Below are 22,986 nucleotides of genomic sequence, written 5' to 3' on the forward strand. Positions count from 1 at the left end.
TTCTAAGAAGGCACTATTTCTGCGTAAATACGGTATGTTAAAAAGGGTGTGCCATGATTCCCGTTGGAATATGACACACCCTTTTTAATTCAATAAATACATTTGGATTAAAAGCTTTCATGCAAACAGGTCATTTACAAAAGTTAAATTTATGCATTTTAAGGTGTTGCAGTGGGGAAAGTTTTCCGTAAGCCGGGTTCTGTGCTATTCGTGGTACAGACGGGAACTACCCTCCCACTACAAGCGACAATCATCTATCTAGGCCGAACATTGCTATCCAGCTCCAGCGACCAACCTAGACACGCCTCGGGCTAAGGCTGCTTCGCGAAGAAGCTGTGTCCCATTAGGTCTTGCTCCAGATGGGGTTTACCAGGAACGAAGTCACCAGCGTTCCTCGGGGTCTCTTACACCTCGGTTCCATCCTTGCCTGTGCCGCAAGCGGCCATCGGCGGTCCATTTCTGTGGCACTATCCTTCAACTCGCGCTGACTGGACGTTATCCAGCATCCTGCCCTATGGAGCCCGGACTTTCCTCTCGCGGCTCACGCCGCCAGCGATTGTCTGTCAAACTTTCCGAACAACATTACATAGTATACAGGGAACGCGCGCATGATACAACCCTGAAAATATTGTAAAACGTATAGATCTCTGTTTACTTGCTCAAATAAAACGGATGCACCTTTCTCTGCAATGAATCATCCGCCACATAATAAGCAGACCTTCCCACGTATAGCGGGATAGAAAGCTTACTAAAATCAGGAACGTCCTCATCTAGGAACAGTTCATCATCTCGGTAGGTCTGCTGTATTTCACCGACGATCCAATCATGATCTCCATAGGTATGAATATCCACGACTTTACACTCATAAGCAAGATAAGCCTCCAGCAATATAGGCACATTGACTGAAATTCCATCCTCATATGCAATGCCAAACTGCTGAAACTTATCTACATCTTTACCACTAAAGGTACCTACAGCCTGAATCCATTCCGATCTGTGTGCAGGCAGAAACTGAATACCAAAGCCTCTGCTTTTCTCGATCAGACCGTGAGAATATGTTTCCTTCCTCAGTGAAATGCCATACATGCCCGGTGATGATCCGATATAGGTATGCCAGCCTGAGGCCATTACATTATTTTCCCCCTCATAGCGGGAAGTAACAACAGCGACCATGCCTGGATAGGCATGAATTGCAGAATCAGCTATCAGCGTCCGCATAGAACCTCTCCCTACGAAAAAAAATAATAGAGCATCTTCATTTTCTCATAGATGTTGAGATTTTACAAAAATTGAAAAGGCTCGGTTTCCACCTGAGATACATGTACTTCCGTTGAGTATCGACCTTCTACCAAGCGTTTACGCATCCACTCTGCAGTTTTAGGCTTCATAATCTTTTCAGCGTTATGTCCAGGGTCAATAATAGCAATCCCCGCCATAAGGGCATCCTGAGCCGTGTGATAGTCAATATCCCCCGTGACTAATACGTCAGCTCCCTTAAAGAGCGACTTGTTCACATAACGGCTACCAGAGCCCCCAAGCACGGCTGCCTTTTTGATCGTACGATCTAAGTCGCCCACCACACGTACATGCTCGACGTTGAGACCGTTTTTTACAACATCGACAAACTCCCGTAACGTGCAGGTTTCCTTGAGCTTGCCGACCCGCCCCAAACCAAAGCTACGGCCTTGCAAATCCATATGGTACAGGTCATAAGCCACCTCTTCATAAGGATGAGCCTTCAGCATCGCTTGAACAACTTTACTTCGTACACCCTGCGGTACAATGGTCTCGATACGAACCTCTTCACTACGTTCCATTTTACCCGGCTCACCCAAAAACGGCTGTGTGCCTTCACCCGGCACAAAAGTTCCGTAGCCGTCAATGTTAAAGCTGCAATGGCTGTAGTTGCCGATATGTCCAGCTCCCGCCCCTAATACGGCATCAAGTACCCGTTGATGATGTGTTTTGGGTACGAAAACAACAAGCTTGAATAATTGCTCGGTGTGAACATCCTCCAGCGTACCTTCACTTTGAATACCCAGAGCTTCCGCCATCCAGTCATTCATGCCGTCCTCAGCCGTATCCAGATTCGTATGACTGATGTAGACAGCAATATCATTCTTGATCAGCTTTTCATACAATCTGCCCGCAGGCTGATCCGTGTTCAATGCTTTAAGTGGGCGGAATATAATCGCATGATGTGCAATAATGAGATCAGCTTTTATGCGGATTGCCTCTTCGACAACCTCATCATTAACATCCAGGGCTACTAATATGTTTTTGATTTCCTTTTGCAGACTACCCAGCTGAAGCCCGATTCTATCGTCCGGAACTGCCAAGTATTTCGGAGCCAGCTGCTCCATGTAGCTAATCACTGTCTGTCCTTTGGCAAACATGCAAGTACCTCCTCTAGCTGTTCAATTTGCTTGCGCAATTGCTCCCGCTTATGCTGTGCGGATTCCTGATCTGATCGTGCCACTTGTGCCAGCACATCCTCAAGCTTGCGAATTTCCAATTTCCATTTATAAAAAAAAATTTCATTCGGTGCTTTGACCAATAGCGGTCCGAGTTGCATTAACAAATCCTGTGTCAGTACCAGCGAACTATTGGGAAGTTTCCATGGTTGATACAGCTCATCCTGTTTCAGTGGGCTTACCGAATCAGGTACGGCCGTCAGAATTTCATATATTTTTCCGTCTTCTTCCATAATATGTTCACTTGTTAGTACCCATTGATGTTCGATGAGCCAACGGCGTAAGATATCCTCGCCTACGTTAGGCTGTAGAACAAGCTGTTTCACTGAAACAAGCTTGTCTTTCCCTTGCTCTAAAATGGAAGCGATCAAGGCACCACCCATGCCGGCTATCGTAATAACATCAACCTCATTGGCCTTAATTACAGCCAAGCCATCTCCCTTTCTAACCGCAATGCGATCAGTAAGACCTGCTTCGGCCACCTGCTTTTGAGCCGCACGTAACGGACCATCGTTGACCTCACCCGCCACGGCTTGCGGTACTCTGCCACTACGCACTGCAGCCACAGGGAGTAGTCCATGATCCGAGCCAATATCCGCAAGTCTGCTCCCCGCAGGAATTTGTTCCATAATATATTGTAATCGTTGAGAAAGTTTCATGACGTCACCCACGTAATCCATTTTTTTCGAGTCCAAAATAAAATTCCTACAACAAATGCCAACTTCAGTATGCTGTAAAATACCACATCACCCGCCGCTTGATGGCGCAGGATAATCATGTCTGCTTCAGCCATGAATGCTAGTGTCATGCCTATAGCGAAATAAATCAAAGCGAGACGCGGAAAGCGGCGATGTACCCACCAGCTTAGCCAGATCAACAATACTGCGTGCAAAATCCAAAATGCCTCAAGCATCACTAAAGTTGCTGTAGGCCAGTAGCGGCCTATAAGGACCGCGTACACTAAAAGCAGCCCAGCAAGACCACAGTAATGAAGTAAGCTGATCCGCAAAGTTAATCCCACAAGACACCATACCACACCGCATAGGCCTACGAGCAAAAGAAACCAAACCCTAGCTTCACCTTGATGGAGCTGAATGATCCACACACCCGAACCCAGCATAATCGCACTGCCTAAAGTGCTCAACATCGCACTCATACTCTTTTCGGAAGACCGCCAAAATGCGGCCACTCCATAGCAAATCGTAGTAACTGCACTTGCCGAGAATATTTGCATTGCCAACGGAAAAGCGGTAAAATAAAAACCGATCAAACAAATGCAGGAAATAATGACAAAACCAAGAAGCCAGGCGATCCCATGCCCGTGTCTAAGATATGTAAGCAGCCCGGTGTTGTTACGGTTCTGGCTCTGCGACGGATCTTCGTCCTCCCGATACAGGTTAGACAAAAAATCGCAATATTGCTCAGGGAGCAGCCGACTTCGCCGCCAATGCTCAATTTCATGTAACAGTATTGCCCGTTTTTTCTCCTGGTCCAAGCTTCTTCCCCTCCACCAAGGCTGCCATGAGATAAAAAAAGACCTCCTGCGCGCTTCAAGCCGCAGAAGGTCCGCAATGTTACGCTTCTATTCGAGGAAATCCTTCAGTCGCTTACTGCGGCTTGGATGGCGCAACTTACGCAGCGCTTTGGCCTCAATCTGACGAATACGTTCACGTGTAACACCGAACACTTTACCCACTTCTTCAAGGGTTCTGGTTCTTCCGTCGTCCAAACCAAAGCGGAGACGCAAAACATTCTCTTCCCGTTCGGTTAACGTATCCAGTACATCCTCGAGCTGTTCCTTCAGAAGTTCATAGGCAGCCGCATCTGCAGGCGCCAATGCTTCTTGATCCTCAATGAAATCCCCCAGATGTGAGTCATCCTCTTCACCAATTGGTGTTTCCAATGAAACAGGTTCTTGGGCAATTTTCATAATTTCCCGTACTTTTTCCACGCTCAGCTCCATCTCGGCAGCCACTTCCTCCGGCGTAGGTTCGCGCCCCAACTCTTGCAACAGTTGACGCGATACGCGAATCAGCTTGTTGATCGTTTCCACCATATGCACCGGAATACGGATTGTTCTCGCCTGATCGGCTATTGCGCGCGTAATGGCCTGACGAATCCACCAGGTTGCATACGTACTGAATTTAAAGCCTTTTTCGTAATCAAATTTTTCTACTGCCTTAATCAAACCCATATTACCTTCCTGAATCAGATCCAGGAAAAGCATTCCGCGACCAACATAACGTTTGGCAATACTTACAACCAGACGCAAGTTCGCTTCTGCCAACCGACGCTTAGCTTCTTCATCGCCGTTATTGATCCGTTTGGCAAGCTCCACCTCATCATCAGCAGAAAGCAACGGTACACGACCGATTTCCTTCAAGTACATCCGGACCGGGTCATTAATTTTAATACCGGGAGGCAGGCTCAGATCGTCATCGAAATTAAAATCATCCCCATCATTGTTTTCCGGGTCGTCATTTTGACGCAATCTGGTAACTTCTTCGTCGTTGTCATTCACAACTTCAATCCCCAAGTCACCCAGTTGCTCATAAAACTCATCCATTTGCTCGGGGTCCTGATCAAACGGCGACAGTTTTTCCATGATATCTTTGTAGTTCAGAGAAGAACTTTTTTTACCCAACTCAATCAGTTGATCTTTGACCTGATCCAGTGTTAGTTCCGTCTCCAGTTCAGTATGCTGATCATTCGCCATCTTTCGACTCCCTCCTCCCTAGAAACATCCGACCTCTGTGTGTTCATTGTCTCTCTAGGGCTATAATCTCACTTGCAATTTGTGCTGCGCGCAAAAAGTCACCCAAGCGCTCAGCGGCTCTCATTTCTTCCCTTTTCAAATCCAGTTGCTCCTGCAATGGAAATTTTCGCACCTGATGAATATAATCATCCAAAATGTGCGGTGCCCATACGCCTGGAGCATCCATCATCATGATCGAACTTACGTTCTTCTCCAGCCGGTCGTCTTGCAAAGATGAAATAAAACGGCTTGTATCTGGTAACTTCCCTTGCGCGTAATAGGCATATAGATAAGCAGCAATTGCTGCATGATCCTCAATATTAAAGGCGTCGCCCAGATGCTTTTCTACATACTCTGCAGCTTCTAAATCCTGCATCATCCAGTGAAGCAGCCTGCGCTCAGCCACATGGTAAGCCGGCAACAGATTAGGTGTGGAGACCTGCCCTTTTTTATGCCTACCATTATTCCACCCATTTTCGTTATTATCCCCAAAGTTCTGTTTTTTTTGCAGGGATTGACGCAGTAAATTGCATTCTTGCTTCAAGGTTTCAAAATCCACCTTGACTTCGGCTGATACTTCGCGCAGATACACTTCCCGCTCAGTCGGGGATGACAGAGGTGCAATGACATTTAATGCTTCGCGGGAATACGCGATTCTTCCTTCTTCCTCTTGCAGTATATGGTTTTTTTTCAGATATATAAGCTTAAATTTCACCGTTGAAACAGCACTTTCGATAATTTGACGCTGGAATCGTTCGCCGCCGTATTGCCGGATAAAATCATCCGGGTCCATACCGTCACTGACCAGCGCTACTTTCACGTGAAGTCCCGCATTTTCCAACAGCGGAAAATTTTTAAGCGCAGCAGCTTGTCCTGCCCGGTCACCATCATAACAAATAATGACCTCGTCGCACAGTCCTTTTAACATCGTAGCATGGTGCTCCGTTAGAGCAGTGCCCATGGCGGCCACCCCATTTTGTACGCCCGCTTCCCATGCCGAGATGACATCACCGTAGCCTTCAAAAAGAACACTCTGGCGGAGCTTGCGAATTGAGGTTTTAGCATGATGAAGATTGTACAGCGTTCGGCTCTTGTTGAATAGCTTGGTCTCCGGTGAATTCAAATACTTCGGCTGTCCCTCACCAAGTATACGGCCTGCAAAGGCAATAACTTTTCCGTTGCGATTCCAAATGGGAAACATGATGCGATCTCTGAATCGATCCACATATCCATCACCCTCATGCCGGGGAGAAATAAGCCCTCCCTTTTCCATCTCCACTGGATCAAAAGAACGCTTCTCCAGAAACTGAACGATCGTATCCCATCGGTTGGGTGCATAGCCAATTTGAAATTGATCAATGATCTTGTCACTGAATCCCCGTGAACGCAAGTATTCCATCGCTGGTTTGCCGTGCTCCGTATTTTTAAGCAAAAAATGGTACATCTTAGAAGTTAACTCATACGCTTGCAACAGCCTGTCCAACTCAGGATGCTGATGCGATGAATCACGTCCCTGCCATTCGCCGAGCGGGATATGACTTTCTTCTGCCATTGTCCTGACAGCTTCGGGAAAGGATAGTCCTTCGATTTCCATCATAAATTTGATGGCATTGCCTCCCGCGCCGCAGCCGTAGCAGTAAAAAATCTGACGATCCGGTGTCACGGTGAATGAAGGGGTTTTTTCGGAATGAAAAGGACAGAGGCCTTTCATATACTTCCCCTGCTTGGTCAAATGCACGTACTTGCTTACCGTATCTACAATATCATGATGTTGTAAAACCGACTCAATGATATCGTCCGGTATGTTACCTTGTCCGGCACTCATATTAACCACCTTCATCTCTTTAGCACGTAAATATAATTCGATACCGTTACTCATTCTCCTGCAAGCGAAGTAAAAGTTTTGTCAGTTTATGTTGAAAAACTTCACGATCCTCTAATGTAAACGGTTTAGGACCTTTTCCATAACGTCCTTTTTTCCGTTCTTTGGCAGAAGTATGACGTCGGTCAAGCATGAAATCTATCGAATCGTTTCGATACATAGCTCCGCGAAAAGACATCACTTCACAACCTTTTGCCAAGGCAAGTGCAGCAAGACCATAATCATTGGTGGTTACAATATCGCCGCGGCGGATATGATTGGCAATATAGAGATCGGCACTTTGGTCGCTTCGGTCTACTTTAACGATGCTTACGCCTTTGCTGCCCTGAATGAGATGATCATATGAAGATACCATAATAACCTCAATATGAAAACGGGAAGCTATCTCCGCAATTTCACTTTTAACAGGACAAGCGTCCCCGTCAACAACGATCCGCACATCCAGTAAAGTTCCGGTTCCCTCCATGAGCATCCCCCATCTCCATCCGCATTCGAGTAAAATACGGAACGGCTGCAAGATTACTCTTACACCGTTCCGTATATTTATACCCATTTTTTCAAGTTGTTCATACTACCACAACTGACGTTTAAACTACAAGCTTGGAAAAATCGGCAAAACGCTTCAGTTCTGAGTCAATAGCAGCCAGCAATGCCAAACGATTATTACGAACAGCATCATCCTCAGCCATAACCATAACGGAATCAAAGAACGCCGTCACCGCAGGGGTAATGGATGAAGCAAGCGCTAACGCCCGTGTCGCATCACCTTCCTGTAAAGCTACGCTATAAGATTCAAAAGCGCTATACCATGCTTCGTAAAGCGTTTTTTCGCCTTGCTCCGTAAACTCACCTGTATTAACTGACTTATGAACTGCTTTAGCAGCCAGATTACCTACACGATTAAAGGACTCAACTGTTGCTTTGAATACCTCACCTGTTTGTACGGCAGTCATTAACGCAGTTCCGCGGTTAACAACGGAAGCAACATCGTCATATCCAGCTGCAAGTACAGCATCCACAACGTCATAACGAAGTGTCTCAGACAATAGTTTCTTCACGCGTAATCCGAAAAACTCATGTAATTCTTTACGTATTTCATCAGCGGAACGTTTCATATTTCCAAGGTTGCCATGCACCTCGAGCGCGATATTGAACACATCAGACAACGTAGCCGAAAGCTTACGATCCAACAATATCTGCACAATACCTGCTGCCTGGCGACGAAGCGCGTAAGGGTCCTGTGAACCTGTTGGAATAATACCGATAGAGAAGCAGCCTGTAATGGTATCTATCTTGTCTGCGATACTTACAATCGCTCCAGCATTCGTTGAAGGAACCGTTTCTCCTGCATAACGAGGCTGGTAATGCTCAAACACCGCTCTTGCCACTTCTTCCTTCTCTCCAGCCTTACGAGCATAATCCTCACCCATTACACCTTGCAGTTCTGGGAACTCATATACCATTTGTGTTACCAGGTCAAATTTACAAATATCCGCTGCTCGACTAACCGACTCCTGTGTATCTGGAGAAACGCGAAGCTTCTCTGCCAGAGCATCAGCAATACGGCGAATCCGGCGCACTTTGTCTCCAACCGTTCCCAGCTCTTCGTGGAAAACGATACTTTCCAGTTTGGAGAGTGCATCCTTAATTTCCAGCTTCTGATCTTCCTCATAAAAGAATTTGGCATCAGACAGCCGTGCACGCAATACTTTTTCATTCCCTTTAGCAATGACTTCCAGCGATTGACTTCCTCCGTTACGTACCGTAACAAAGTATGGCAATAGCTCTCCTGTGTGATCCAGCACTGGGAAATAGCGTTGATGTTCGCGCATGGAAGTAATGAGCACATCCTTCGGAATGTTCAGGAACGCAGGATCAAAACCTCCGAACAGTACTGTTGGGGTTTCCACCAAATACAGCACTTCTTCCAGCAAATCATCCTTGACCGCAATCGTCCAATCTTTTTCGGCAGCCAGCGCTTCAATCTGCTTTACAATAAGCGATTGCCGTTCCTCAATGTCCACAATGACATGCTGCTTGCGAAGCACTTCAACATAGTCAGCTGGACTTTCTACTACGGCATCCTGTCCCAGGAAACGATGCCCTCTTGTCACATTTCCTGACTGCACGCCGGCAATCTCCAAATTAACAATATCGCTACCAAACAAGGCAATTAACCAGCGGATCGGACGAACAAATTTAAAGTCATAACTTGCCCAGCGCATGAATTTAGGGAATGTCATGGCATGTAAAATGTGCAATAAACCTTCGGACAGTACATCCGCTGTTGGTACACCTATGCTGCTCTTAGTTGCGTAAATATATTCCACGCCTCCAAGCTCCTTGAACGTGAACTGTTCAGGATCAACACCTTGGCTGCGAGCAAAGCCTAGTGCAGCCTTGCTCCAGTTACCAGCCTCGTCGAGTGCGATTTTGCGGGAAGGACCTTTAACTTCTTCGTTAATATCTTCTTGCTTCTCCGCTACTTCCTTGACAAGTACCGCCAAACGGCGAGGTGTAGCATAAACCTCTACAGCACCATAAGCAATACGCGAACTGTCAAGCCACGCCGTCATACGCTGCTTCAACTGCTGAATTGCATTCGGGATAAAACGTGCAGGGACTTCTTCCAACCCGATCTCAAACAATAAATCCTTAGACATTTGCCGCACCTCCTTTCTTCAACAGCGGGAAGCCCAGCTTCTCGCGCTCCTCCAGATAGGTCGCAGCCACCTGACGCGCCAAATTACGCACTCGTATAATAAACCCAGTCCGTTCCGTCACACTGATCGCTCCGCGAGCGTCCAGCAAGTTGAACGCATGAGAACATTTCAGCACATAATCATAGGCTGGAAACACAAGATGCTGCGCCATCGCTTTATTTGCCTCTTCTTCGTACATATTAAAAAGAGTAAAGAGCATTTTGACGTCAGATACTTCGAACGTATACTTAGAATGCTCAAATTCAGGCTGGTGGAAGACATCACCGTACGTGATTCCATTGACCCACTCCAAATCGAACACATTCTCCTTGTCCTGGATGTAGGAAGCAAGACGCTCCATACCGTACGTGATTTCTACGGCAACTGGACTGGCATCAATACCGCCCACTTGCTGGAAATACGTGAATTGAGTAATTTCCATACCGTCCAGCCATACTTCCCAACCTAAGCCCCACGCTCCCAGCGTTGGTGCTTCCCAGTTGTCTTCAACGAAACGAATATCATGCTCCAGAGGGTTAATGCCCAAACGGCTCAAACTCTCCAAATACAATTCCTGAATGTTATCCGGTGAAGGCTTCAAAACTACTTGAAACTGATGATGCTGATACAGGCGATTCGGGTTCTCACCATAACGTCCGTCTGACGGACGACGAGAAGGCTCAACATAAGCTACGTTCCACGGCTCAGGTCCGATCGAACGTAAATACGTCATCGGGTTCATCGTGCCTGCCCCTTTTTCCGTGTCATACGGCTGTACAATAATACAGTTCTGTTCAGCCCAAAATTGTTGCAGCGTTAAAATCATCTGCTGAAAATTCATTGGTCCACGCTCCCTTTCCAATTCCCTCAAATGTTGGTGATTTCTTCTCATTAAGCTCGTATGTACAGGGCTATTTTATCCCAAAAGCCTTGCTAGAGACAGCAAAAAGCCCCCGCCTCTACGCCTGTACAGACGTAGGGACGAGAGCTGACTCCCGCGGTTCCACCCTACTTGATTGCGATCCTACATCACCAATCAGATCGTAATCCTCTTTTCCGTGTCCATTCAGACGCTCCCGAGTGCCTTGTTCACGAAGAATTCCCACTGGGCTTACACCGTCCCCAACTCGCTAATTACAGAGAATACATCCCGCTACTTTCTCGTTCAATGCATCTGCTCCCGAAGGAGATATATAGTAGGATATTACACGTTTTCAGCAATACAGTCAAGAGAATAGGGCGTTTCACATATCGTACTTGTCGAGCTGATCCAAGAAATTGCGGGATTTCAGCTTGACCTCCAACTGCATATCCATGAACTGACGCATGACATGTTTGATCTCCAGCTTTGTGGAGTCCTTTACGTCAATGTTGCCGAGCCGATTCAAATCCATTCTGGCGAACAAGCGCAGCAACTTCAATGTACGTGGAGTCACGCTCAATGCAGCTGGATCATAATGCTTGTAGCTCCGACACAAAACTCCGCCCAGCCTCGGACTGACAAACATATCTTCATCAGCACATTGTTGACCACTTGAAATACATGCATCAAGCTGAGGAGCATATCCGGCCGCCTGCAATATTTTAAATTCATAAATACTCATGACGATCAGCGGATCTTTGCCACTCTCCAGCGCCTCCAAACATGCTTTAAGCTGCTTAAACCAGAACGCGCCTGTTTCCTCATCCTGTAGCACCCGATCGAGTAATTCACAAGCATAAGAAGCGTAAGCAGCTTTAGTAATATCCTCGCGTAATGTATGGTGGGATTGGATGATTTCACCGGCATTCAACGTGCCTAAACCTGTGTTTCGAAAAAAAACGAATTCACCGTACGTAAACGGCTGCGTTAAAGCAGCGTGACGGCTTTTGGACTTTTTTGCACCTCTGACCAGCACGCCTGCTTTGCCTCCGCTTTCGGTGCAAAGCGTAATAATTTTGTTCCCCTCACCGTAATCCATGCTGCGGATGACGATTCCTTCCACCCTGTAAAGCATGCCTCTTCCCCCAAACATTCGCGAAGAAGCCAGTGGCTTGTACTATTCACGGGCTTCTTCATGCTCGTCCGACTCTCCCTCATCCGTGTCTTGCTCCCTTGTCACGGCGCTCTCCCGATATAACAGATACGCACCGACATCTCCAGTCATCGCAAAATACTTCCACGAAAAATCTCGCAATCGTATTCATCCTTTCTTCGGAAATGACGTTTGCATCTCAAAAATAGGATGATGCGAAGAGGGGAGAAGTATGCGATGAAATTAATGGATTACGTTGAAAAAGGCTACTGTATGTAGATTGGAATGCCGCTTCGCAAATGATTTGATCTTACGATCGCTTCTTCAGATTCAAATCCTTCGCTCCGCTACAATGTGCACACAGTTACAATAACTCTTTTAAAAGCACTCCTTATTTCATCACTGGAAGAAAGGGGTAAAAAGAGCAAGAGTTAAGCGCCGCATATGCGCGGCGCTTTGAATGACCAAAAAACTGTTACTTATCTCAGTCATAGAGATCGGGACGGCCTTTTTATGTTGCTTACAACAACTATACATATTTATTTAATATCAATTTTTTTAGCCTCAATAAACCCTTGAACTAAAGTGACGTAGAATCAAGTTCTGTTTTTAAGCGTCGCGATGGAAGCCAAGGTCACGAAGGACGCGTTCCTGGTTGCGCCAGTCTTTTTTGACCTTAACCCAAAGTTCCAGGAAAATCTTGGAGCCTAGCAGGTTTTGGATATCCTGGCGGGCCTGTTTGCCCACTTCTTTGAGCATGGCTCCCTGTTTGCCGATAATGATCCCCTTCTGGGAGTCACGCTCTACAAAAATAACAGCCATAATATGCACTACCCCATTATCCTGCACTTTCATGTCTTCAATCATAACCGCAATAGAATGGGGTACTTCCTCACGTGTCATATGCAGAATTTTTTCCCGAACCAGTTCGGAGATGACAAACTGTTCTGGATGGTCGGTAATTTGATCATCCGGATAATATTGCGGACCTTCTGGCAAGTATTTTTGCACCTGCTCCAGCAGGGTGTTTACATTGTTGCCCATTTTGGCCGAGATCGGTATGATTTCTGCAAAGTCGTACAACTTGCGATACTGCTCAATCAGTGGCAACAACGCTTCCGGCTCAATGCGATCAATTTTATTCAGCACCAAGATAACTGGCGTTTTTACTTGTTTAAGCTGTTCCGCAATAAAACGGTCGCCACCGCCTAGACCCTCAGCAGCGTCAATAAGAAAAAGCACCGCTTCTACTTCACCCAACGTATTAAAAGCAGTCTGATTCATGTAATCGCCTAATTTTGACTGGCGCTTATGAATCCCCGGTGTATCCAAAAATACAATTTGTGTGTCCTCTGTAGTAAATACGCCGTGAATTTTGTTGCGTGTAGTTTGCGGCTTGTCCGACATAATGGCAATCTTCTGCCCAATGACATGGTTCATCAGTGTTGATTTTCCGACATTGGGTCTGCCAACAATTGCGACAAAGCCTGATTTAAAGTGTTTCTTAGCCATTTCATTTCCTCCAGCGCGATTAAGCACCTATTTTATTTTGGTTTTTCCATTAAAACAGCGAACTAATTAACGTTAACATAGGCCTATAAAACACAAATATACCAATAATTACAGCAAAAACCGCTGCCAGGAGCACGGCTCCGGCGGCGGTGTCTTTAGCCGCTTTGGCCAGCGGATGAATATCAGGTGAGATGAGATCCACCGCTGCTTCAACAGCGGTGTTGAACAGTTCGGCTACAATGACTATAGCGATAGCCACGCAGACGAATAACCAGTCGAGCCGGGAGATGTGCAGAGTTAAGCCTGCTACAATGACAAAGAGCGCCATGACCACATGTATCCGCATATTTACTTGCGTACGCAGAGCGTACATCACGCCTTCTGCCGCATAGCGAAAGGTCATTCTCCAAGGCTGACGTCTCATTACCTTGTCAACCCCGCTTGAGCCAGTACAGCTTCCTGTTTGCCCATCATTTCAGCTTCACTCACATCATCCTGATGATCATAGCCTAACAGATGCAGAAAGCCGTGAACAAACAAAAAACCGATTTCACGCTCAATCGAATGTCCGTATTCTTCGCTCTGAGCTTGCGCTGTCTGTACAGAGATTATAATATCCCCCAGAACATCCGGTACATCATTCATTGAAGTTTCTTCATTCGGTTCGTAAATAATTTCAAGCTCTTCATCCAGTGTCTCCTTCATAGCAAAAGACAACACGTCGGTGGGACGATCAATTCCCCGATAGTCCCTGTTCAACTCATGAATTTGCTCATCATTAACGAAGGTAAGGGCTACCTCACCGTCTGTGACTCCTTCCACTTTGCCTGCCTCCTCCAATAAGGTGTTCAGCAACGTAATCAAGGATTCGTTAATTACCATATCGTTTTGTTCATTATTCCAAGCTAATTGAAGGCCCATGCCAACCGCTCCTTTTAATTCTAGTGCTCTAACCGTGCTTCGTGCACAAGTTATATTAAGCTTTTCCGTTTTCAGACTTGGGCCTTTCCTCTGGATACTCAATACGGGAATGGAAAATCCCCATTACTGTTTCCTTGAGGGTTTGAGCCACGATATCAAGCTCCCGCATGGTCAGCTCACAGTCGTTAAATTGGTGATCATCAAGACGGCTCTTAATAATTTTCTCAATCATGGATTCTACCTGTTCCACCGTCGGCTTCCGTAAGGAACGAACTGCTGCCTCCACACTATCAGCAATTCCCACCACAGCAGACTCTTTAGACTGAGCCTTCGGTCCCGGATAACGGAAATCATCCTCCGTGAAGTCAGGCTCTACCCCTCGCTCTTCAGCCTCACGCAACGCCTTGTGATAAAAATAGTGCAAGAATGTCGTTCCGTGGTGCTGCTCGGCAATATCGCGAATTGGCTTGGGTAGCTTGTAATCCAATTGCATTTCCACCCCGTCACGAGCATGGGCGATAATGATGGATTTGCTCAGCTTGGGCTCTATTGTATCATGTGGATTTTCCAACCCATTTTGATTTTCAATGAAGTACGAAGGCCTCTTGGTTTTACCAATATCATGATAATACGAACCAACCCGGCACAACAAGCCGTTTGCTCCTATAGCCTCCGCTGCGGCCTCTGACAGATTACCCACCATTACACTATGATGATACGTTCCCGGTGTCTCCGTAAGCAGCTTGCGGAGCAAGGGATGGTTGGGATTCGACAGCTCAACAAGCTTCAGTGCCGACAAGATACCAAAGGTAGACTCAAAAAATGGCATTAGCCCAATAACAAGTATTGCTGTTATCAGACCGCCTGCAAAAGCAAAAGCTACCCCATAGAGCGTCGTCGTTTGAGTCCAATTCCCTTGGTCAATCAGTGCCAGAGAAAAAACAGACAGGGCCCCGAACAGGCATACCATGATCGCCCCTTTGAACAGTGTTGAACGCTGGCTGGCTCGATGGGTAGAGAAAATCGCTGCCAGACAGACCACAAGAGCAAAAAACCCAAAATTAAAGTCAAAAATTTGTCCCTGACGGACATTCAAAATAACACTTGCCAATATACTGAATATAACGGCACATACGAAAGCCAACGACATATCAAGCAACAGCGTTACGAGCATAGCTCCAAGCGCGATAGGCGCCAGATAGCCGAGATAGGAACGTTCACTGTTCTGCAGTATGGAAATTAACATCATTGCTCCCACTGTAATCACAAAGATTAATACTAGCATGAGCAACTGCGCATTATTATACTTGAAGTTTCGTGTTCGTGATTGGAATTGACGAATATACATAAACAAGCCCAACGCAAGCATCATAGACATCATCAGTAGACCAAATTGTGGCCAATAATTGATTTTATCCTTGAGCAATTCATTTTCATCAAGCAGTGTATAGATTTCCTGGGTAATAATCTCACCCTTCTTGACGAGTACTTCACCCTGTTTAATGTAAACTGTCGGTGTATCTTCACGAGCCTGTACCTTGGCGTCCTTCGTAGCTGTATCATCATAAAACTTGTTGGCGGTAATCACAAGCCTTGCAAGTTCCTGAACAACCTCCCGTGAGGTACGTTTGGTAAGCGAGCTTGTACTAACCCGCTCAGCTACCTTGGCTCGAGCTGTCTGGGCATCCGTAATTTGATCATTCATCAACCCTGTCACAATCTCACGGGCAACAGGCCGCATTTCAGCAATATCCTCAGATGTAAGGCGCGGAATTTTAATGAATGTCTCCTCTGGAATTCGGTACGTTTGCTCTTTCGTTTTTTCCAGCACTTCATCCAGCAACTTATCTGGGTAGGCATCCGCATTACGGCTGTTATTCACAAAATTTTGCACAAATTCCCGTGCACGTTGCGGAATCTCATCCTTATAAATCGAAATCTTATCTGCTCTGGAAACCTGATCATCCTGATTGAGCCGTTCAATTCGATCCAAAATACCAGTAATCAGGTTATCGTTGCGAACTGGCACAATGGTATACATGGGCTGCACACGTTCAGCTGATTCCTCTTGAGCCTTCAAAGTCGCCTTACTGTTAGGAAGCTGCATCGGGGCGACAATTTCCTTTTCACTCGGTTGATTTACCCGAATGTCATAACGCTCGGGAAGCAGCTTGGATGCAAAGCCTACATAAAAAAGAACCACCAAAAATAAAAACAGAAGATAGCGTGTCGCCACGCTATACTTCCATCCATTCATTCTATGCTGGAACGTTTTCCCTTTAGATAATTCCTTCGAGGTCATCTAAAACAATCCCTCTCCATCATCTTTTTCAAGGCAGCTACACTGCTCATTTTATACTTTTTCTGATCGTACACACCATACTCGTGATTGAATGGCTATCCATGATTTTCGGCAATACGGTCATAAGCAACAATGATTTTTTGAACTAGGGAATGACGGACAACATCCTCTTCTGCAAACTGGACAAAGCCTATTTCTTCAATCCCTTGTAAAATCGCATTCGCTTCAATCAGACCGGATTTTTTGCCACGAGGCAAATCAATTTGCGTAACATCGCCGGTAATGACCATTTTGGAGCCGAAACCAAGTCGAGTCAAAAACATTTTCATTTGCTCGGGTGTGGTGTTTTGCGCTTCGTCCAAAATAATAAATGAATCATCCAGCGTACGTCCCCGCATATAAGCCAAAGGAGCAATTTCTATTAACCCGCGCTCCAGTGCCTTTGCAGTCTGCTCTGGGCCCATCACATCGTATAGGGCATCATACAATGGGCGTAAATACGGATCAACCTTTTCCTGCAAATCCCCTGGTAAAAAACCTAAATTCTCCCCTGCTTCGACCGCAGGACGAGTCAGTACAATGCGCTTGACTGAACCTTCCTTCAGGGCAGCTACAGCCAGCACTACAGCCAGATAGGTTTTACCCGTACCCGCCGGGCCAATTCCAAATACAATATCGCGTTTCTTAATCGTGGTTACATAGTGCTTTTGTCCAATCGTTTTGACGCGAATCGGTTTCCCCCGGAACGTCGTCGTAATTTCACCCTTGAACAAATCGAGCAGCTGATCAGCGCGCAAATCTTTTGCCAATTCAATCGCATAATGGACGTCCCTTTCGGTCAGTATATACCCATTGCGAATTAACTGGAGTAATACATCGAACAATTGTTCGAGCACTTCCACCTCGTGAGCATTACCAAAAACATTAACTTCTGCCTCACGAGATGCTATTTTTGCTGGAATAGCGGCTTCGATTAATTTTAAAAAGGAATCCTGCGGGCCAAATAACGCCTGTCCTTCTCCCGCATTGTTCAATGCAATTTGTATGCTGCGTTGTTGTTCTGCCAAATAGCCTCATTCTCCTTGGTTATGAACTAACGGAAGTTCTTCCGCAATATCCTGCTCCACTTCAAAAAGCACTTTCATATAAACTTTACCATTCTCTCTCTTCTCATGCAAAATTTTTTGGCTCATTATTTTCGTTCCTTTGCCGTATTTAGCTAAAATATCAGCTCGCGCGCCTTCTATTCCTGACATTTTCGCTTCTGCTTCCGTAAGCTTCTGCTCTTGTATCTTTGTCTCCCTCACACTTTCAGTCATCCAACCCATCGGAAGTTTGAAGGAACGCCAAGTTAGCGGATCATGTTCAACTGTTGTTTTATGTGTAGAATAAGGTATTTTCCCATATCCCCACAATTGTATCGCACGATTGCCTAACACCAGATACAAGCGGTCGTGACTGTTACCTGTATACGTGCTGCTGCGTTGCACCGTAGGACTGCTAATTTCGTATTCATGCCATACAAGACCCTTAACCTCTCCTTTGGCTACGACCTGCTGCTGATTCTCCTCATCTCCAAGCGTTCCCGAGATGAGGATGGCTCCTTTTTTGACACGTGTATTTTTATGCACGACAGGACGACCCTGCTCGGCAAAAATCTCAGTGACTACCGCGTCTGCCTTACTGATGATATGACGTGGGCTGTAGAGCGGCGCAGGGGTAGGCTGTGAAGCTTCAACAACCTGAATCGTTACCAAAGTACCCTGCTTTTCCACACCGATCCAGGATGCCTCTGGAAGCTTCTGCATGAGCGCACGGGAAAGCTTGTCTTGACTGGAAAGACGAAAGCTCCATTGAAACGGATACAGCCCCTCCTGTCGGGCGGCTTTGAGAACGGAGTCCGTCGAGAGCTTATCATTCCCCTTCACTTCAATGTCCCAGATAAGCGAAGACATCAGCAGGAGACCTATCCAGAACAAAGCCAATCCAGCCATAAAAAATTTACGTTTGGCAAGTCGTATAACAGTAAAGGGAAGCCCTTGCCGCTTCAGAACATGCATTTTACAGCCTGTCCTTCTCAAAAGCGGGCGTAGGAGGAAGACGTGCGGCAGCAGAAGGTTCATTTCTGCATGTCTAGTACCCATCGACCGCACGTTCCAAACAGGTATATGGTGATCGGTGAGTAAATTAATGAAAGCTTCCACACTTTCGCCCTTGACAGCAAGGGTAACCGTGCCACGCAGCATTGCTAAAGCAGGATGTTTCACGAGCCTTCCTCCGTTCCTTCCATTTGGATATCTGTTATATGTCCCTCCACACTTACCTGCTCTGGCAGAATAGACGTAATGACTAAATCATGGCCGGACACCCTCAGCCTGCCTTTCTCAAGTGCAAGTACGAGCTGATTCGGTGTGAAATCCACCACGCCCCGGTGATTCTCCACATAAAGCTGGCGGCTGCCGATGAGGGTTAACCGCGGCAGGTCAAATAGAATGTCCTGCGGAAGCTCCAGCGTCTCGCTGGCCCACTTTCGCAGTTTGCGGCTCATCCGGCTCATACGGCGAAATCTCCTTTCCTGTCATCAAAACATCTGTTATCCAACGGCTAATGTTGTTTTGATGACAGCACGCTGCTATTTTTTCATCTTCTGTTATTGCCATTCGGTACCCATAGATGTTTCATGGCAGCTACGCTGCTGGCTTTTCATCTTATATTCTTATTATCAGTGAACGCCATTACACCAGCGCCACAGATATCTGTACTGTACATTTTATGATCCAGTCCCCGCATTTATGAGGCTAAACTTACAATTCGCAGCAGCTGCTATATTGCAGAGGAAAAAGATGTGTCCTTTCAGAATTTACAACAAAAAAGACAATCTCATTTTCATATCGAAAACAAGGTTGTCTTTTTTTTGATTTTCATCAGATGACACAGTTATTTTTCGGTATCTCGATTCAAAAGAGAGTTTTTTCTAGAGTATAAGAAGTAAACAGCCATACCAATGACAAGCCAAATAATAAAGCGAATAAATGTCTGGCCATTCAGATTAAGAATGAGCACCCCACATGAAACGATAGCCAGGATCGGAATATACGGAACTCCAGGACATCGGAAGGCCCTTGGCAAATCAGGTTGTGTTTTTCTCATAACGATGACGGCGACCGAAATCAGAATAAATGCTGACAAGGTTCCAATGTTCACCAAACTTGCTAACTCATCTAGCGGGATCAGCCCACCCATTAATGCAGATAAAGTACCAAAAAACAACGTGTTAATGTAGGGCGTTTTATATTTAGAATGAACCTTGGATAATATTTTAGGGACTAAACCGTCACGTGACATGGCAAACATAATGCGAGTTTGACCATAGAGCATTACCAGCATGACCGTTGTCATCCCTAAGATAGCTCCTATATCTACAATACCTGCAACCCAGTTCTGGCCCGCAACCTGCAATACCAATGACACTGGGTGAGAGATACCTTCAAATTGCATAAACGGCACAATACCTGTCATAATCGCGCTAACAATAACATACAAAAACGTACAAATAACGAGTGAGAAAATAATGCCTCGCGGTAGATCACGAGCGGGATTTTTGGTTTCTTCAGCCGCTGATGAAACAGCATCAAAACCAATAAAAGCAAAAAACACAAGTGCTGCGGCTCCAAACACCCCACTGAACCCAAACGGCATAAATGGTGTCCAATTATCTGGCTTCACATATTTAAAAGCAACGATGATAAATAATAAAATAACAATAATCTTTACAATTACCATGAAGTTGTTTATCCGTTTTGATTCTTTTATCCCAAAATAAAGCAAGAACGTGATACCCATCAAAATTAAAAAAGCTGGGAGATTAAAATAAGTAGTTTGGTCTTTTAAAGTCCCCGGTGCGGCAGTGAATTCAAGCGGAATGTGAAGGCCAATTCCATTCAAAAATGATACAAAGTAACCCGACCAACCTGCGGAAACGGCGCTGGCTGCCAGCATGTATTCCAAAATTAAATCCCATCCAATAATAAAGGCCAATAGCTCCCCCATCGTAGCATATGTAAAAGTGTAAACAGAACCGGATACTGGAACGGTGGATGCAAACTCCGCATAAGCCAATGCCGCGAATAAACAGGCGAGTCCCGCAATCACAAAAGAAAGTACCAAGCCTGGACCAGCCGTAACTGCTCCCGTACCTGTCAACACAAATATCCCCGTTCCGATAATGGCTCCAATCCCAAGCATCGTTAAATCAAACGCACCCAGTTCCTTTTTGAGTGCTTTTTCCCCCCGCGTAGCGGCGATCAACTGATCAATGCTCTTCTTTCTGAACAAGCTATTTCCCATCCATCCCATCCTCCTAAAAATTAATTTTCCATTTTTATAATCTTGTTTTATCACCTCGATATAAATCAAATTTTAGCTAAATTTGGAGTAAATTTCATAAGTGTCTATCATTGAGAACATTATATATAAAAAAGAAAAAATGAAAACTGCTTTCGGAAAGCTCCATTCATATTGTTACATTTGATCATTTTTCACGAATATATTTTCATAAATGAGACTCTAAATTAGACAAAATGCCACCATTTTAGATGACAACAAATGTGAGAAACCTAGGGCGTACAAGGGATTATCACATTCGTTGTCAGGTAATTAGAGCATTTGTCGTTAATTCATTTTTTATTCTGAGCATGCTTATGTATTCCTAAAGCTCACAAAAAAAAGATCCGCCACAGCCAAAGCTGTGACGGATCCACTATCATTTTAACGTCTTCCTCCACCCATATAGCGCTTGGAACGCGGAGGACCTAATATTTCTGCCCAAATCACACCTCTGCGCAGATCAGCCGTATCCACCGTATTACGGTCTTGCGAAGCTATCTCTGGCGCATCTGTAATTTCCCCTGACTCCCTCACGTTGGATATACGATCGAGACGGGCTAAAACCAATCTGCGTTCTTCTTCCATAGCACGGATCCGATCCTCTAGAGTCGAACCGTTATCTAATGAATCCCGGTCCATCCGTTCTTCCGTTTCTGACCGATCGCCCACTTCTTCTATACGACGAGCTTCCATAACCACCCGTCGTTCATTAGGAAATTGACGTTGCAACTCCCCAGCAACATCCTGTTGGCGCTGCTCTTGCCCATGTTCCGTTGTGAAGGGTCTGGATGACGTCGAGGGCCCACGAGAACCATGATCACCACCAAAGGTGGGCATACCTTTTCGTGGCGGAGATTTCCGCCCTGTGCCTTGGATGCTTTTCCCCAAAAAGGACACCAAAGCAAAGCCAATCACGATCAGGATATACAAATGCTCAAAGATCCAGCTGATAAAGTTCATTACTCACCACCTAGCTGCCGTAATTCATCGGCTATGTCCCGTTATTAATCCCGGTTCTTGTTATCATTCCCCGAGTTCTCATTCGGTTTGCCTAAGGAGCCACGCATTTGCGTATCCGCCTCAATATTTTTCAAATTCATATAGTCCATGACGCCAAGTTTCCCGCCACGCAGTGCTTCAGCCATTGCCAGCGGCACTTCGGATTCGGATTCCACCACGCGTGCTCTCATTTCTACGACACGTGCCTTCATTTCCTGTTCCTGCGCTACAGCCATCGCACGCCGCTCTTCTGCTTTTGCCTGCGCAATACGTTTGTCGGCTTCCGCCTGCTCTGTTTGCAGAAAAGCACCGATGTTTTTACCTACATCAACGTCCGCAATATCAATGGACAGGATTTCAAATGCTGTCCCGGCATCCAAACCTTTGGACAATACAGTTCTCGAAATTGAATCCGGATTCTCCAGCACGTCCTTATGCGAATTACTGGAACCTACGGTTGTAACGATACCTTCACCGACCCGTGCAATAATCGTTTCTTCTCCGGCACCCCCGACGAGTCGATCAATGTTGGCACGCACGGTAACACGAGCTTTAACCTTCACTTCGATACCATCCTTGGCGACCGCTGCAACAGTAGGTGTCTCAATAACACGCGGATTAACGCTCATTTGGACCGCTTGCAGAACATCCCGTCCTGCCAGGTCAATCGCAGCCGCACGTTCAAATTCAAGCGGAATGTTAGCACGCTGGGCAGCAATCAACGCATTGATCACTCGGTCTACATTCCCTCCTGCGAGAAAATGGCTTTCCAGCTGGTTGATGTTCAATCCCAGACCCGCCTTGGTTGCCTTAATGAGCGGATTGACAATTCGGCTTGGCGTGACGCGCCGTAACCGCATAGCTACCAGCGTAATGATGCCAATACGCACACCCGATGCCAATGCTGAAATCCACAGCATCACCGGGAAGAAACTGAAAAATACGCTCAATACAATAATCACTACAACGGCAATCAGCAAAACGCTGACAATACCCGATTCGAACACTCGCATCATCCTCCATTAATCTAATTCTTTG

The 22,986-nt window shown here is 45.9% G+C and carries 22 protein-coding genes and 1 other RNA gene; all 23 read right to left on the reverse strand.

Features of this window, described 5'->3' with window-relative positions:
- Positions 1 to 173 precede the first annotated feature (173 nt).
- Positions 174 to 572: RNase P RNA component class A (rnpB, locus tag ACM1ND_RS17875), an RNA gene on the reverse strand.
- A gap of 79 nt (positions 573 to 651) precedes the next feature.
- Positions 652 to 1,218, reverse strand: a complete 567-nt coding sequence (locus ACM1ND_RS17880) for a flavin reductase family protein (RefSeq protein ID WP_028540463.1) — start codon at positions 1,216 to 1,218, stop codon at positions 652 to 654.
- A gap of 62 nt (positions 1,219 to 1,280) precedes the next feature.
- The gene (locus ACM1ND_RS17885) at positions 1,281 to 2,396 is read right to left on the reverse strand and encodes a Nif3-like dinuclear metal center hexameric protein (protein WP_053325779.1); all 1,116 of its coding nucleotides are present in this window, start codon (positions 2,394 to 2,396) and stop codon (positions 1,281 to 1,283) included.
- Positions 2,372 to 3,133 (reverse strand): tRNA (adenine(22)-N(1))-methyltransferase, encoded by a 762-nt coding sequence (locus ACM1ND_RS17890; RefSeq protein ID WP_418026403.1) that lies wholly within the window; start codon positions 3,131 to 3,133, stop codon positions 2,372 to 2,374. Before ACM1ND_RS17890 ends, ACM1ND_RS17885 begins: the two co-directional genes overlap by 25 nt.
- Positions 3,130 to 3,969 carry a hypothetical protein gene (locus ACM1ND_RS17895; protein WP_418026404.1) on the reverse strand — a complete coding sequence of 280 codons (840 nt, stop codon included), beginning with the start codon at positions 3,967 to 3,969 and terminating at the stop codon, positions 3,130 to 3,132. The genes ACM1ND_RS17890 and ACM1ND_RS17895 overlap by 4 nt, the downstream gene beginning before the upstream one ends.
- An 87-nt stretch (positions 3,970 to 4,056) precedes the next feature.
- Positions 4,057 to 5,190 carry an RNA polymerase sigma factor RpoD gene (gene rpoD / locus ACM1ND_RS17900; RefSeq protein ID WP_007431230.1) on the reverse strand — a complete coding sequence of 378 codons (1,134 nt, stop codon included), beginning with the start codon at positions 5,188 to 5,190 and terminating at the stop codon, positions 4,057 to 4,059.
- A 43-nt stretch (positions 5,191 to 5,233) separates the two neighbouring features.
- Positions 5,234 to 7,108 carry a DNA primase gene (gene dnaG / locus ACM1ND_RS17905; protein ID WP_025722118.1) on the reverse strand — a complete coding sequence of 625 codons (1,875 nt, stop codon included), beginning with the start codon at positions 7,106 to 7,108 and terminating at the stop codon, positions 5,234 to 5,236.
- Complete coding sequence (locus ACM1ND_RS17910) at positions 7,101 to 7,577, reverse strand: YaiI/YqxD family protein (RefSeq protein ID WP_013311130.1); 477 nt, start codon at positions 7,575 to 7,577, stop codon at positions 7,101 to 7,103. Before ACM1ND_RS17910 ends, dnaG begins: the two co-directional genes overlap by 8 nt.
- Positions 7,578 to 7,698: 121 nt before the next feature.
- The gene (glyS, locus tag ACM1ND_RS17915) at positions 7,699 to 9,774 is read right to left on the reverse strand and encodes a glycine--tRNA ligase subunit beta (RefSeq protein WP_023989479.1); all 2,076 of its coding nucleotides are present in this window, start codon (positions 9,772 to 9,774) and stop codon (positions 7,699 to 7,701) included.
- A complete protein-coding gene (glyQ, locus tag ACM1ND_RS17920; protein WP_418026405.1) occupies positions 9,767 to 10,654 on the reverse strand; it encodes a glycine--tRNA ligase subunit alpha in 888 nt (295 codons plus the stop codon). The genes glyS and glyQ overlap by 8 nt, the downstream gene beginning before the upstream one ends.
- Positions 10,655 to 10,772: 118 nt before the next feature.
- Positions 10,773 to 10,919 (reverse strand): hypothetical protein, encoded by a 147-nt coding sequence (locus ACM1ND_RS17925; protein WP_155613687.1) that lies wholly within the window; start codon positions 10,917 to 10,919, stop codon positions 10,773 to 10,775.
- Positions 10,920 to 11,057: 138 nt separating this feature from the next.
- Positions 11,058 to 11,810: a DNA repair protein RecO gene (recO, locus tag ACM1ND_RS17930; RefSeq protein ID WP_023989481.1), complete on the reverse strand. Its 753-nt coding sequence runs from the start codon at positions 11,808 to 11,810 to the stop codon at positions 11,058 to 11,060.
- A gap of 42 nt (positions 11,811 to 11,852) precedes the next feature.
- The gene (locus ACM1ND_RS17935) at positions 11,853 to 11,990 is read right to left on the reverse strand and encodes a YqzL family protein (protein ID WP_013372137.1); all 138 of its coding nucleotides are present in this window, start codon (positions 11,988 to 11,990) and stop codon (positions 11,853 to 11,855) included.
- A 447-nt stretch (positions 11,991 to 12,437) separates the two neighbouring features.
- Positions 12,438 to 13,340 (reverse strand): GTPase Era, encoded by a 903-nt coding sequence (era, locus tag ACM1ND_RS17940; RefSeq protein ID WP_013311134.1) that lies wholly within the window; start codon positions 13,338 to 13,340, stop codon positions 12,438 to 12,440.
- Positions 13,341 to 13,389: 49 nt separating this feature from the next.
- On the reverse strand, positions 13,390 to 13,764 hold the full coding sequence (locus ACM1ND_RS17945; protein WP_053325783.1) for a diacylglycerol kinase family protein: 375 nt from the start codon (positions 13,762 to 13,764) through the stop codon (positions 13,390 to 13,392).
- Positions 13,764 to 14,261 carry an rRNA maturation RNase YbeY gene (gene ybeY, locus ACM1ND_RS17950; protein ID WP_023989485.1) on the reverse strand — a complete coding sequence of 166 codons (498 nt, stop codon included), beginning with the start codon at positions 14,259 to 14,261 and terminating at the stop codon, positions 13,764 to 13,766. The genes ACM1ND_RS17945 and ybeY overlap by 1 nt, the downstream gene beginning before the upstream one ends.
- A gap of 55 nt (positions 14,262 to 14,316) precedes the next feature.
- On the reverse strand, positions 14,317 to 16,563 hold the full coding sequence (locus ACM1ND_RS17955; protein ID WP_209942901.1) for an HD family phosphohydrolase: 2,247 nt from the start codon (positions 16,561 to 16,563) through the stop codon (positions 14,317 to 14,319).
- 95 nt (positions 16,564 to 16,658) lie between these two features.
- On the reverse strand, positions 16,659 to 17,630 hold the full coding sequence (locus ACM1ND_RS17960; protein ID WP_013311138.1) for a PhoH family protein: 972 nt from the start codon (positions 17,628 to 17,630) through the stop codon (positions 16,659 to 16,661).
- Positions 17,631 to 17,636: 6 nt separating this feature from the next.
- Entirely contained in the window at positions 17,637 to 18,830 is a 1,194-nt protein-coding gene (gene yqfD / locus ACM1ND_RS17965) for a sporulation protein YqfD (RefSeq protein ID WP_075154464.1), read from the reverse strand.
- Entirely contained in the window at positions 18,827 to 19,120 is a 294-nt protein-coding gene (gene yqfC, locus ACM1ND_RS17970; RefSeq protein WP_023989488.1) for a sporulation protein YqfC, read from the reverse strand. Before yqfC ends, yqfD begins: the two co-directional genes overlap by 4 nt.
- A gap of 380 nt (positions 19,121 to 19,500) precedes the next feature.
- Positions 19,501 to 20,910, reverse strand: a complete 1,410-nt coding sequence (locus ACM1ND_RS17975) for an amino acid permease (protein WP_418026408.1) — start codon at positions 20,908 to 20,910, stop codon at positions 19,501 to 19,503.
- A 420-nt stretch (positions 20,911 to 21,330) separates the two neighbouring features.
- The gene (locus ACM1ND_RS17980) at positions 21,331 to 21,909 is read right to left on the reverse strand and encodes a hypothetical protein (protein ID WP_418026410.1); all 579 of its coding nucleotides are present in this window, start codon (positions 21,907 to 21,909) and stop codon (positions 21,331 to 21,333) included.
- 44 nt (positions 21,910 to 21,953) lie between these two features.
- Positions 21,954 to 22,961, reverse strand: coding sequence for a flotillin-like protein FloA (gene floA, locus ACM1ND_RS17985; protein WP_043922497.1), 1,008 nt, complete (start codon positions 22,959 to 22,961; stop codon positions 21,954 to 21,956).
- Between the last annotated feature and the right edge of the window lie 25 nt (positions 22,962 to 22,986).

This window comes from Paenibacillus sp. JJ1722 (genome assembly GCF_048282685.1).
Taxonomy (GTDB): Bacteria; Bacillota; Bacilli; order Paenibacillales; family Paenibacillaceae; genus Paenibacillus; species Paenibacillus polymyxa_B.

Coding starts and splice junctions, on each gene's coding strand:
- ACM1ND_RS17880 (WP_028540463.1), bottom strand. CDS start 1,218: ATGCGGACGCTGATAGCTGATTCTGCAATTCATGCCTATCCAGGCATG.
- ACM1ND_RS17885 (WP_053325779.1), bottom strand. CDS start 2,396: ATGTTTGCCAAAGGACAGACAGTGATTAGCTACATGGAGCAGCTGGCT.
- ACM1ND_RS17890 (WP_418026403.1), bottom strand. CDS start 3,133: ATGAAACTTTCTCAACGATTACAATATATTATGGAACAAATTCCTGCG.
- rpoD (WP_007431230.1), bottom strand. CDS start 5,190: ATGGCGAATGATCAGCATACTGAACTGGAGACGGAACTAACACTGGAT.
- dnaG (WP_025722118.1), bottom strand. CDS start 7,108: ATGAGTAACGGTATCGAATTATATTTACGTGCTAAAGAGATGAAGGTG.
- ACM1ND_RS17910 (WP_013311130.1), bottom strand. CDS start 7,577: ATGGAGGGAACCGGAACTTTACTGGATGTGCGGATCGTTGTTGACGGG.
- glyS (WP_023989479.1), bottom strand. CDS start 9,774: ATGTCTAAGGATTTATTGTTTGAGATCGGGTTGGAAGAAGTCCCTGCA.
- glyQ (WP_418026405.1), bottom strand. CDS start 10,654: ATGAATTTTCAGCAGATGATTTTAACGCTGCAACAATTTTGGGCTGAA.
- recO (WP_023989481.1), bottom strand. CDS start 11,810: ATGCTTTACAGGGTGGAAGGAATCGTCATCCGCAGCATGGATTACGGT.
- era (WP_013311134.1), bottom strand. CDS start 13,340: ATGGCTAAGAAACACTTTAAATCAGGCTTTGTCGCAATTGTTGGCAGA.
- ACM1ND_RS17945 (WP_053325783.1), bottom strand. CDS start 13,764: ATGAGACGTCAGCCTTGGAGAATGACCTTTCGCTATGCGGCAGAAGGC.
- ybeY (WP_023989485.1), bottom strand. CDS start 14,261: ATGGGCCTTCAATTAGCTTGGAATAATGAACAAAACGATATGGTAATT.
- ACM1ND_RS17955 (WP_209942901.1), bottom strand. CDS start 16,563: ATGACCTCGAAGGAATTATCTAAAGGGAAAACGTTCCAGCATAGAATG.
- yqfC (WP_023989488.1), bottom strand. CDS start 19,120: ATGAGCCGGATGAGCCGCAAACTGCGAAAGTGGGCCAGCGAGACGCTG.
- ACM1ND_RS17975 (WP_418026408.1), bottom strand. CDS start 20,910: ATGGGAAATAGCTTGTTCAGAAAGAAGAGCATTGATCAGTTGATCGCC.
- ACM1ND_RS17980 (WP_418026410.1), bottom strand. CDS start 21,909: ATGAACTTTATCAGCTGGATCTTTGAGCATTTGTATATCCTGATCGTG.
- floA (WP_043922497.1), bottom strand. CDS start 22,961: ATGCGAGTGTTCGAATCGGGTATTGTCAGCGTTTTGCTGATTGCCGTT.